This window comes from Brevundimonas sp. UBA7838 (genome assembly GCF_002500885.1).
In the GTDB taxonomy this organism is placed as follows: domain Bacteria; phylum Pseudomonadota; class Alphaproteobacteria; order Caulobacterales; family Caulobacteraceae; genus Brevundimonas; species Brevundimonas vesicularis_C.
This window is the reverse complement of the sequence record NZ_DLTK01000033.1, coordinates 337-10836: the sequence shown is the minus strand read 5'-3', so window position 1 is coordinate 10836 and position 10500 is coordinate 337. Positions and strand designations below refer to the sequence as shown.

The window sequence follows — 10500 nt, the reverse complement described above, 5'->3', positions numbered from 1 at the left end:
GCTTCGCGGTCCCCCTCCCCATTGCATGGGGAGGAGACGCTCGCCCCTATTCGATCTCGACGACTTCCACCCGCGCGCCGTTCAGCACCAGGGCGATCTCGCCACGCTTCAGCTTCAGCGCGTCCTCGCCGAAAATCTGGCGGCGCCAGCCCTTCATCGCGTCGATGTCGGCGTCGTCGCTGATGGCGATCTTTTCCAGGTCCGACACGGTGGCGATCAGCTTGGAGGCCACGCCGGCGTTGTCGCTCTTGGCCTTCAGCAGAACCTTCAACAGTTCCACCACCGACGGCGGGGCCGGCTGGCGGTGGGCGGGGCGCTCCATCTCGGGCGCATGCGATTCGGGATCGGCCAGAACCCGCTTCAGCTCCTCAGCCAGTTCCAGACCCAGCCGTGAACCACCGAAACCCTTGGGCACCGAGCGCAGGCGATTGAAAGCCTCGACATCCGTCGGAGTCTGCTGGGCGATCTCGTCGATGCCCTCGTCCTTCAGGATGCGGCCGCGCGGCTGGTCGCGCTCCTGCGCCGCCCGCTCGCGCCAGACGGCGACGGCCTTGAACGCCGCAAGATATTTGGCCGAGAACTTCTTGGGCTTCAGCCGCTTCCAGGCGTTTTCCGGATTGGTGTCGTAGAGGGCCGGATCGGTCAGGCTCTCCATCTCCGACATGACCCACTCCAGCCGGCCTTCCTTCTGCAGCCGGTCGCGCAGCTTGGGATACAGCGCCGCAAGGTGGGTCACGTCGCCCAGCGCATAGACCAGTTGGTTCTCCGACAACGGCCGGCGCGCCCAGTCGGTGAAGCGGCTGCCCTTGTCCACCTCGATCCGCAGCATTTGCCGCACCAGCGAATCATAGGCGACCTGTTCGCCGAACCCAGCGGCCATGGCGGCGACCTGGGTGTCGAACATCGGCTTGGGCATGGCTCCCAGGCGCACGAAGATTTCCACGTCCTGTCGGCAGGCGTGGAAGACCTTCACGATCTTCTCGTCGCGCAACAGCTCCAGGAACGGCTCCAGATCCAGCCCCTCCGCCATCGGATCGATGGTGGCGGCGTGATCAGCCGAGGCCGCCTGAATCAGGCAGAGCTTCGGCCAATAGGTCGTTTCCCGCATGAACTCGGTGTCGACCGTGATGAAAGGAGCGTTGGCTACGCGGGCGCAAAAATCGGCCAGCGCCTCGGTGGTGGTGATCGGCGTCATTCCGATGCTATAGCCCCGCGCATCCTACCTGTGGCAAGAGCCGCGCTGCATTTCCGCCCCGATTCAGGCCCGAGATCCCATGAGCGACACCCAAAAGCCTCTCGAAAACGGTCTGACCTACGCCGATGCGGGCGTGGACATCGACGCGGGCGAAATGCTGGTCGAACATATTAAGCCGCTGGCGAAATCGACGGCGCGCCCCGGATCGGACCCCTCGCTGGGCGGATTCGGCGCCCTGTTCGACCTCAAGGCCGCCGGCTTCGAAGATCCGCTGATCGTCACCACCACGGACGGCGTCGGCACCAAGCTGAAGATCGCCATCGAGACCGGCCGTCATGACGGCGTTGGCGTCGACCTGGTCGCCATGTGCGTCAACGACCTGTTGGCCCAAGGGGCCGAACCCCTGCTGTTCCTCGACTATTACGCCACCGGCCGGCTTGAGATCGACGCCGCCCGCCGCGTCGTCGCCGGCATCGCCGAGGGCTGTCGCCAGGCCGGCTGCGCCCTAGTCGGCGGCGAGACGGCCGAAATGCCGGGCATGTACACCGAGGGCGACTACGATCTGGCCGGGTTCAGTCTCGGCGCCGTCGAGCGCGGCCACGCCCTGCCCTATCTGGATCGCCAGGCGGCCGGCGACGTCATCATCGGCCTGGCCTCCACCGGCCCGCATTCCAACGGCTATTCGCTGGTGCGCAAGGTGGTCGAGAAGTCCGGCCTGGCCTGGGGCGACGACGCCCCTTTCGCTAAGGACCGCTCGCTGGCCCAGGCCTTGATGGAGCCGACCCGCATCTATGTGAAGCCGGTGCTGCCGATCATAAAGGCGGGCCTGGTCAAGGGCGCGGCCCACATCACCGGCGGCGGCCTGATCGAAAACCCGCCCCGCTGCATCGCCGAGGGTCTGCAGGCTCGCTTCGACTGGAACGCCTGGCCTATGCCCGCCGTCTTCCAGTGGCTGGCCGAAACCGGCGGCATCAGCAACCACGAAATGCGCCGCACCTTCAACTGCGGCGTCGGCTTCATCCTGATCGTCGCGCCCGAGAACGCCGAGCCGGTGCTGGCCGCCCTCCTCAACGCCGGCGAAGTCGCTTTCGTCTGCGGACAACTGGAAGCGGCCTAAGCCGCTCCCAGGTCCCGCGGGGCTTACCGGACCCCGCCGTTCGCCGTCTCGGCGTAGAAGCGCGACAGGTCGGCGTGCAGCTTCACCAGAGCGTCGTGGCTGAGGTACATCATGTGCCCGCCCTCATAGTAGGTGAACTCCAGGTTCGGCCGCAGGCTGGGCTCCAGCATCATCTGCGCCAGATCGAACTCGGTCGAGAAGAAGGGCGTGGCGGCGTCATAATAGCCGTTCAGCGACATCACCTTCAGATACGGATTTCGTCGCATCGCCGTGGCCAGATCAATCGCCGTATTCGGCGTGGTTTGCGGCCCTCCCACCGGCGGACGGTGGCTCCAGTTCCAGTTAAAGCCCGGCAAGCCCCGCGCCGACATTCGGTATTCGACGTCGGTCTTGTAGTTCAGTTCATTGGCCACATAGTCGCGGAAGATGCCGAAATAGGCCCCCGTCACGGCCGAGCTGGACGGATCATCCTCCGGCTCGCCGCCCGCCGCATCCTCGTCCAGACCCATGTAGCGGGTGTCCAGCCGCCCAATCGTCTGGCGCCGGTCGCGCAGCAGTTCCTTGCGGAAGGCGCCGAGGTCCACGCGCATATTGGCGTTGTCGATGAAGGTGGTCGACAGGCCGGTCAGGTCGCTCATCTGACGCACGATGTCCGCGCGCTCGGCGTCAGAGATCATGTGCCCCTTGGCCAGGGCCGAGGCGTAAGGTCCTAAGGCGAAGTCACGCGCGCGCTGAACCTGCTCTTCGACCGTCGCGGCCGGATTCGCCAGCTTGCGATGATGCCAGGCCGTCGCCGCATAGGTCGGCAACAGGGTGACGAAGTTCTGCGGATAGCCTGGCTGACGCACGCCGTAATTCATGATCGACGACAGCAGCACCACGCCGTTCAGCGACATCCCGCGATCTTCAAGCTGGAACGCCACCGCACCGGTGCGCAGCGTGCCGTAGGATTCGCCGATAATGTATTTCGGGCTGGACCAACGGCTGAACTTGGTCGTGTAGCGCATGATGGCGCGAGCGAAGGCGTCGGCGTCTCCGTCCACGCCCCAGAAGGTCGAACCCGGCGTCTCGCCCAACGGACGCGAGAAGCCCGCGCCTACCATGTCGATGAAAACCAGGTCCGTCTGATCCAGCAGAGTCTGGTCGTTGGGGCCGAAGGCGAAGGGCGCCGGCCGCACCACGGTCGGCTCATCGGTCTGGACCCGCATCGGCCCAAACGAGCCCATATGCAGCCACACGGTCGGCGAGCCTGGTCCGCCGTTGTAGAGATAGGTCACCGGCCGCGTCCCAACCGGCTGACCGTCCAGCGTATAGGCGGTGTAGAACAGGCTGGCGGTCGGCATCCCCGCATCGTCGCGGATCGTCAGCGTGCCGGCCGTGGCGTGATAGCGCAGCGTCTTGCCGTGGGCGTTGACCGAATGGGCCGTCGTGACCTCGGTCTCCTCGACCGGTGCGCGCGCCCAGTCCTTTTCGATCGCCTCGGCGTTGGCGTTGCGGAACCGGTCGGTTGCGGATCGCATCGCGGCGCCCCCGCCATTGTTGCTGCTGCTGTTGGTCCCGCTTTCCTGGGCCAGCGCCGCCACGGGCGCGCCCAGCATCGCGGCGATGGCCGCGAGGCAGATCAGTCTTTTCATGCGATAGTCCCCTGTACGCGCCGACCCACGACCCCTCGCCATGCGGTCGGCGTTACACGCTAACGCCCGAATCCAGCCGACAACAAGGGCGGATCGCGTTTGAAACTTGCCAATGGTCGCCCGCCCCGTCATGCGAGGCGCCATGTCACCCCAAGCCGCCCCGCCCGTCCGCGTCGCCGTCCTGATCTCGGGGGCGGGCTCCAACATGGCGGCTCTGATCGACGCCGGTCAGGCGCCGGACAGCGGCTATGAGGTCGTGCTGGTGCTGTCGAACGTCGAGGGCGCGGGCGGTCTGGCGATTGCGGCCGCCAAGGGCGTGGCGACGGCGACCGTGGCGCACAAACCGTTCGGGAAGGATCGCGAGGCGCATGAGCGGGCGGTGGACGCGATCCTACGCGAGGCCGGCGTCGAGGTCGTAGCGCTGGCCGGCTATATGCGCGTTCTGACGCCCTGGCTGGTCGGCGGCTGGCGCGAGCGGATGCTGAACATCCACCCCAGCCTGCTGCCCCTCTATCCGGGTCTGGACACCCACGCCCGCGCCATCACCGCCGGCGACGCCGAGGCCGGCTGCACGGTCCATCTGGTGACCGAGGGCGTGGACGAAGGCCCAATCCTGGGCCAGGCGCGCGTGCCGATCGTCGAGGGCGACACGGCCGAGGCTCTGGCCGAACGGGTCAAGACGGCGGAGCATCAGCTTTACCCGCAGGTGCTGGCCGGCTTCTGCCGAGACCTGCCCCGCCCTTAGCGGCGCGAAGATTACAAAAACGTCATGCGACAGACCGCCGCACCGGCGCAATGGTGCGCCCGACCTCAATCGGGACCCTCTCTATCCATGACTCGCATTCGTCTGATGGCCGCCTGCTCGGCCTGTATCGTCGTCGCTCTCACCGGCGGCGCGGCCTCTGCTCAGGACGCTTCGGCCCAGCATTCGCACGGCATGGCCGGCGCGGCCCACAGCCCCTTCGGCGCCTGGGGCTTCGATCTGGCCGGTCGCAACACCTCGGTGAAGCCCGGCGACGACTTCAACGAATATGCCAACGGAACCTATCTGCGCACGACCGAGATTCCGGCCGACAAGTCGCGCTTCGGCCCGTTCGACGTCCTGTATGAGAACGCCCAGTCCCAGCTGAAGTCGATCATCGAAACCAGCGCCGCCAATCCCGCCAACGAGAACGCCCGCAAGGTCGGCGCCCTGTACGCCAGCTTCATGGACGAGGCGAAGATCGAGCAGCTGGGCGCAACGCCGCTGGCCGCCGACCTCGCCGCCGTCAAGGGGGTCACCGACCACGCCGGCATGGCGCGCCTGATGGGTGAGAGCCATTCAGGCTTCGGCGGCTCCCTGTTCGGCATCGACGTGTTCGAGGATCTGAAAAACCCCAATCTGAACTCGGCCTATCTGGGTCAGGGATCGCTGGGCCTGCCGGACCGCGACTACTATCTGAAGCCCGACTTCGCCGCCCAGCGCGAGGCCTATCTGGCCTATCTGACGACCACCCTGACCGCCATCGGCTGGGCCGACCCGGCCAAGACCGCCGCCGACATCCTCGCCTTCGAAACCAAGGTCGCCGACAAGCAGTGGACGACGGTCGAGCGTCGCCAGATCGACAAGCTGTACAACCCGGCCAAGGCCTCGGACCTGACGACCCTGGCTCCCGGCTTCGACTGGGCCGGCTTCCTGGCCGGCGCCCAGGTGTCGAACGTCGACACCCTGGTGCTGATGGAAAACACCGCCATCCCCGCCATCGCCCAGGTGTTCGCCGACACCCCCATCGAGACGCTGAAGGCCTGGCAGGCGTTCAACGTCGTCGATCAGGCCAGCCCCTATCTGTCCAAGGCCTTCGTCGACGCCCGCTTCGACTTCCGCGGCAAGACGCTGCGCGGCCAACCCGAAAACCGTCCGCGCTGGAACCGGGGCGTGGCTCTGGTCGATGGCCAGCTGGGCGAGGTCCTGGCCCAGGAATACGTCCGCCTGCACTTCCCCGCCTCGTCCAAGGCCCAGATGGAAGCCCTGGTCGGCAACATCCGCGACGCCATGACCGAGCGGCTGAAGACCCTGGACTGGATGAGCGAGCCCACGCGCGAGCAGGCCCTGTACAAGATGTCCAAGTTCGGGGTGAAGATCGGCTATCCCGACAAGTGGCGCTCGTATGACGGACTGGAGCTGAAGGCCGACGATCTGTACGGCAACGTCGAACGCTCGTCGGCCTTCGAATGGGCCTACAAGCGCGGCAAGATCGGCAAGCCGGTCGATCCGCTGGAATGGGGCATGACGCCCCAGACGGTCAACGCCTACTACAACCCGCCGCGCAACGAGATCGTCTTCCCGGCCGCCATCCTCCAGGCGCCCTTCTTCGATCCGAACGCGGACCCGGCCGTCAACTACGGGGGCATCGGCGCGGTCATCGGCCATGAGATCACCCACGGCTTTGACGATCAGGGCCGCAAGTCGGACGGCGACGGCGTGCTGCGCGACTGGTGGACGCCGGAAGACGCCGCCCGCTTCGAAGCGCGCGCCAAGGTGCTGGGCGACATCTATGACAAGCTGGAGCCGATCCCCGGCGTGCACGTCAACGGCGACTTGACGATGGGCGAGAACATCGCCGACCTGGGCGGCCTGCTGCTGGCCCTGGACGCCTATCACAAGTCTCTGGACGGCCAGCCGGCGCCGGTCATCGACGGGCTTACGGGCGATCAGCGCGTCTTCCTGGGCTGGGCGCAGGTCTGGCGCGAGAAGTCGCGCGAGGCGGCGCTGAAGGAGCAGTTGACCACCGATCCGCACTCGCCCGGCCCGGTGCGCGCCGCGACCTCGCCGCGCAACATCGACGCTTGGTATGCGGCCTTCGGCGTCTCGCCGGACCAAAAGGAATATATCGCGCCCGAGGCCCGCGCCCGCATCTGGTAAAGGCGCCAGAGGTCAGACGTAGAAAAGGCCCGGAGCGACGCTCCGGGCCTTTTTGTCATCCGGGCTTTCGCCCCAGACTGAGCCTGATTTAGCGGGGCTTGGTCGCCGCGCCGGCCACGGCGCCGATGGCGGCGCCGGCCACGGTCGAACCCGTGTTGCCGCCGATGACCTGACCGGCGACGGCGCCGCCCAGGGCGCCGGTGGCGGCGCGTTGTTCCATCGTCTGGCCGCAGGCGGCCAGCAGGGCCACGACGCCGATGACGGGGGCCAGTTTGATCATGGTCTTCATGGGTCTTCTCCGGGAGACGAACGAGATAATGACCACCAAACGACAAGGCCCGCGTCCGGTTCCGGGCGCGGGCCTATATAGTCACGCTATGCGAGAGACTTCGCTCTCGCATCGCTTTGTTTCGGCGCTACGCTCGGAACGCGGTCCCTCGCGGCTTGAGCGCCTTGTGCTCGCGCTACGCTCGGAACGCGGTTCCTCGCGACTTGAGCGCTTAGCCGACGATCTGGTCGTCGGTGAAGAACTGGGCGATCTCGATCTTGGCGTTGTCCTGGCTGTCCGAACCGTGGACCGAGTTTTCACCGATCGACAGGGCGAACTGCTTGCGGATGGTGCCTTCGGCGGCCTGTTCCGGGTTGGTGGCGCCCATGACTTCACGATAGGCGGCGACGGCGTTGTCGCCTTCCAGCACCTGAACGACGACCGGCTCGGCCGTCATCTGCTCGACCAGCTCGCCGTAGAACGGGCGCTCGGCGTGCACTTCATAGAATTTCTTGGCTTGTTCGGTCGTCAGCTTGACGCGGCGCTGGGCCACGATGCGCAGGCCCGCGCCTTCGATCACGGCGTTGATCGCGCCGGTCAGGTTGCGGCGCGTGGCGTCGGGCTTGATGATCGAGAAGGTACGTTCGGTCATGGGAATTGACTTCTTGTTGGGAGATTGAGTGTCGCGGGCTTATAGCGACCACCTCCCGCGTTTCCAACCGTCCCTTTTTGCATCCCTGACGCACGCCGCATGGCGACCTGCCGATTGAGGGACGCCGACCAACCGAAGAACCTTCGCCGCAATGCTCCAGATCACCGACCTGACCTTCAACGCCTGGGGCCGCAAGTTTCTCGTGGACGCCTCCGTCAGCCTGCCGCCCGGCTCCAAGGTCGGTCTGGTCGGCCGCAACGGCATCGGCAAATCGACCCTGTTCAAGCTGATCTTGGGCGAGCTTCACGCCGCCGGCGACGAGATCAGCCTGCCCAAGACCGCCCGTATCGGCTCGGTCGATCAGGAGCATCCGGCGACCCCCGTCAGCGTCATCGACACCATCCTTGAGGCCGACGTCGAACGCCACACCCTGCTGGGCCGGCTTGAGACCGCCGAACCGGAAGAGATGGGCGAGATCTGGTCGCGCCTGATCGAGATCGACGCCGACGCCGCGCCCGCGCGCGCCGCCGAAATCCTGGTCGGTCTGGGCTTCGATCAGGAAAACCAGGCCCGGCCGATGTCGGAGTTCTCGGGCGGCTGGCGAATGCGCGTCGCCCTGGCCGCCGCCCTGTTCGCCGAGCCCGACATGCTGCTGCTGGACGAACCGACCAACTACCTCGATCTCGAAGGCGCCCTGTGGCTGGAGGCGCGGCTAAAGAAATACCCGCACACCGCCCTTATCATCTCCCACGACCGCGAGATGCTGAACGAGGTTTGCACGCACATCCTGCACCTCGCGAACCACACCCTGACCCTCTACACCGGCAACTACGACGCCTTCGAAAAGGCCCGCGCCGAAAAGGCCCGGCTGCAGTTGTCGGCCAAGGCCAAGCAGGACGCCGAGCGCGCCCACCTTCAGGCCTTCGTCGATCGCTTCAAGGCCAAGGCCTCCAAGGCCGCCCAGGCCCAGTCGCGCATGAAGCGGCTGGAGAAGATGCAGCCCGTCGCCACCACGATCGAGGAGCGCGTCGCCCCCTTCACCCTGCCCTCGCCGCCGCGTCCGTTGGCGCCGCCGTTGATCCGGCTGGAGCGGGCCAATGTCGGCTATGAGCCGGGCAAGCCGATCCTGCGCAATCTGAACCTGCGCATGGACCTGGACGACCGCATCGGCCTGCTGGGCGTCAACGGCGCGGGCAAGTCGACCTTCGCCAAGATGATCGCCGGCGCCCTGAACGTGTTCGAGGGCGAGCTTCACCGCGACAGGAAGATGCGCGTCGGCTGGTTCCACCAGCATCAGATCGAGGCGATGGACCCGACCGACACGCCGCTGGAGATCATCCGCCGCGCCATGCCGGATGCGCCCGAAAGCGCCCGCCGCTCCAAACTGGCCCAGTTCGGCCTGGGCTATGAAAAGCAGGAGACCACGGTCGACAGCCTGTCGGGCGGCGAGCGCGCGCGGCTGTTGCTGAACATGGTGGCGATGGACGCGCCCCACGTCCTGATCCTGGACGAACCGACCAACCACCTGGATATCGACAGTCGCCGCGCCCTGCTGGACGCGCTGAACGACTACAACGGCGCCGTCATCCTGATCACCCACGACCGCTCGCTGATGGAGATGGTGGCGGATCGCCTGTGGCTGGCCGCCGACGGCACGGTCAAGCCGTTCGACGGCGACATGGACGACTACGCCAAATTCGTCCTCGACCGCGCCAAACAGGCCATCGCCAAGCCTAGCCAGATCAAGAAGGAAGAGGCCAAGGCGAACTCAGGCTCCCCTCAAGCAGAGAGCGCCCGCGGCGCGAACGATAGGGGCAACAAGAAGCGATCCGGCCCCTCGCCCTCGACCCTGCGCCACGCGGTCAAGAAGGCGGAGGAGACCATGACCCGCCTGACGGCCGAGATCGCCCGTATCGACGACGACATGGCCACCGCCTCGGTCAGCAATCCCAAGGCTCTGGAAGGCCTGACGCGCGCGCGCGCCAAGACCGAGGCCGATCTGGCCGCCGCCGAAGCCGCCTGGGTCGCCGCCGAAGAAGCTCTCGCCGAGGTCGCATGAAACCGATCGAATTCTCCAAGGAAGACCGCGCGGCGATCACCGCCAAACTGCGCAACTACTTCGCCCGAGAACTGGATCAGGAACTCGGCCAGCTTCCGGCCGAGATGCTGCTGGACTTTATCGGGAAGGAGATCGGCGGCGCCTTCTACAATCGCGGCGTCCACGACGCCCAGCAACTGGTCCAGCAGAAGGCCGAGGACATCGTCGAGGCGCTGTATGGCCTCGAACGCGCGGCCCCGACGCGCTGACCGGCCGCATCGCTGAACGGGTCGGCGCAAACGAAAACCGCCCGGCGCATTCACGCCGAGCGGTCGGATCGGTCGGCGTTTTAGGCCGGAAGGTCTTCGGCCAGGATCGCCATTTCGAACATGAACGAGCCTTCCTCGTCCTCATCCTCGAAGACGATGCCGATGAACTCGTCGCCGACATAGACCTCGGCCGAGTCATTCTGCTTGGGGCGGGCCTTCACGATGATGCCGCCGGTGTTGAAGGTACGCTTGAGGTGCGCCTCGATGCGCTTCAGGTCGGTGTCTTTCACGGGGGGCCTCATGGTCTGGACGTTGGCGGCGGACCCTAGAGACATCGGCGGTTCAGGGAAACCGGCGCCGCGCATTTTCCCGCTTCAGAGATACTTCATCCACCATTGCGAACTGCGCCGCTTGACCCCGCCGAA

The 10500-nt window shown here is 66.3% G+C and carries 10 protein-coding genes; 5 read left to right on the top strand and 5 right to left on the bottom strand.

Going from position 1 to position 10500, the window contains the following annotated elements; translation table 11 throughout:
* Positions 1 to 46: 46 nt before the first annotated feature.
* Positions 47 to 1195, bottom strand: coding sequence for a ribonuclease D (gene rnd, locus B3T77_RS02085; protein ID WP_292076705.1), 1149 nt, complete (start codon positions 1193 to 1195; stop codon positions 47 to 49).
* Positions 1196 to 1274: 79 nt separating this feature from the next.
* Here rnd and purM point away from each other — a divergent pair, with 79 nt between their 5' ends.
* Entirely contained in the window at positions 1275 to 2312 is a 1038-nt protein-coding gene (gene purM, locus B3T77_RS02080; protein ID WP_292076701.1) for a phosphoribosylformylglycinamidine cyclo-ligase, read from the top strand.
* Positions 2313 to 2335: 23 nt separating this feature from the next.
* Here the strand turns inward: purM and B3T77_RS02075 are convergent, their stop codons facing one another.
* Complete coding sequence (locus B3T77_RS02075) at positions 2336 to 3946, bottom strand: S10 family peptidase (RefSeq protein WP_292076697.1); 1611 nt, start codon at positions 3944 to 3946, stop codon at positions 2336 to 2338.
* Positions 3947 to 4088: 142 nt separating this feature from the next.
* On the opposite strand from B3T77_RS02075, the gene purN reads away from it, so the two are divergent.
* Both purN and B3T77_RS02065 read left to right on the top strand, forming a co-directional pair.
* Positions 4089 to 4691, top strand: coding sequence for a phosphoribosylglycinamide formyltransferase (gene purN, locus B3T77_RS02070; RefSeq protein ID WP_292076695.1), 603 nt, complete (start codon positions 4089 to 4091; stop codon positions 4689 to 4691).
* Positions 4692 to 4778: 87 nt separating this feature from the next.
* On the top strand, positions 4779 to 6848 hold the full coding sequence (locus tag B3T77_RS02065; RefSeq protein ID WP_292076693.1) for a M13 family metallopeptidase: 2070 nt from the start codon (positions 4779 to 4781) through the stop codon (positions 6846 to 6848).
* Between the two features lie 88 nt (positions 6849 to 6936).
* Here B3T77_RS02065 and B3T77_RS02060 read toward each other — a convergent pair whose 3' ends face one another.
* A complete protein-coding gene (locus B3T77_RS02060; protein ID WP_017504673.1) occupies positions 6937 to 7137 on the bottom strand; it encodes a YMGG-like glycine zipper-containing protein in 201 nt (66 codons plus the stop codon).
* A gap of 211 nt (positions 7138 to 7348) precedes the next feature.
* On the bottom strand, positions 7349 to 7768 hold the full coding sequence (ndk, locus tag B3T77_RS02055; protein ID WP_017504672.1) for a nucleoside-diphosphate kinase: 420 nt from the start codon (positions 7766 to 7768) through the stop codon (positions 7349 to 7351).
* Positions 7769 to 7919: 151 nt separating this feature from the next.
* Between ndk and B3T77_RS02050 the strand changes: the two genes are divergently transcribed.
* Together B3T77_RS02050 and B3T77_RS02045 are read left to right on the top strand one after the other, a co-directional pair.
* The gene (locus B3T77_RS02050) at positions 7920 to 9827 is read left to right on the top strand and encodes an ABC-F family ATP-binding cassette domain-containing protein (RefSeq protein WP_292076689.1); all 1908 of its coding nucleotides are present in this window, start codon (positions 7920 to 7922) and stop codon (positions 9825 to 9827) included.
* A complete protein-coding gene (locus B3T77_RS02045; RefSeq protein WP_292076687.1) occupies positions 9824 to 10075 on the top strand; it encodes a DUF2164 domain-containing protein in 252 nt (83 codons plus the stop codon). The genes B3T77_RS02050 and B3T77_RS02045 overlap by 4 nt, the downstream gene beginning before the upstream one ends.
* A gap of 80 nt (positions 10076 to 10155) precedes the next feature.
* On the opposite strand, the gene B3T77_RS02040 is transcribed toward B3T77_RS02045, so the two are convergent.
* Positions 10156 to 10377 (bottom strand): DUF3126 family protein, encoded by a 222-nt coding sequence (locus B3T77_RS02040; protein WP_039243756.1) that lies wholly within the window; start codon positions 10375 to 10377, stop codon positions 10156 to 10158.
* Positions 10378 to 10500: the final 123 nt, after the last annotated feature.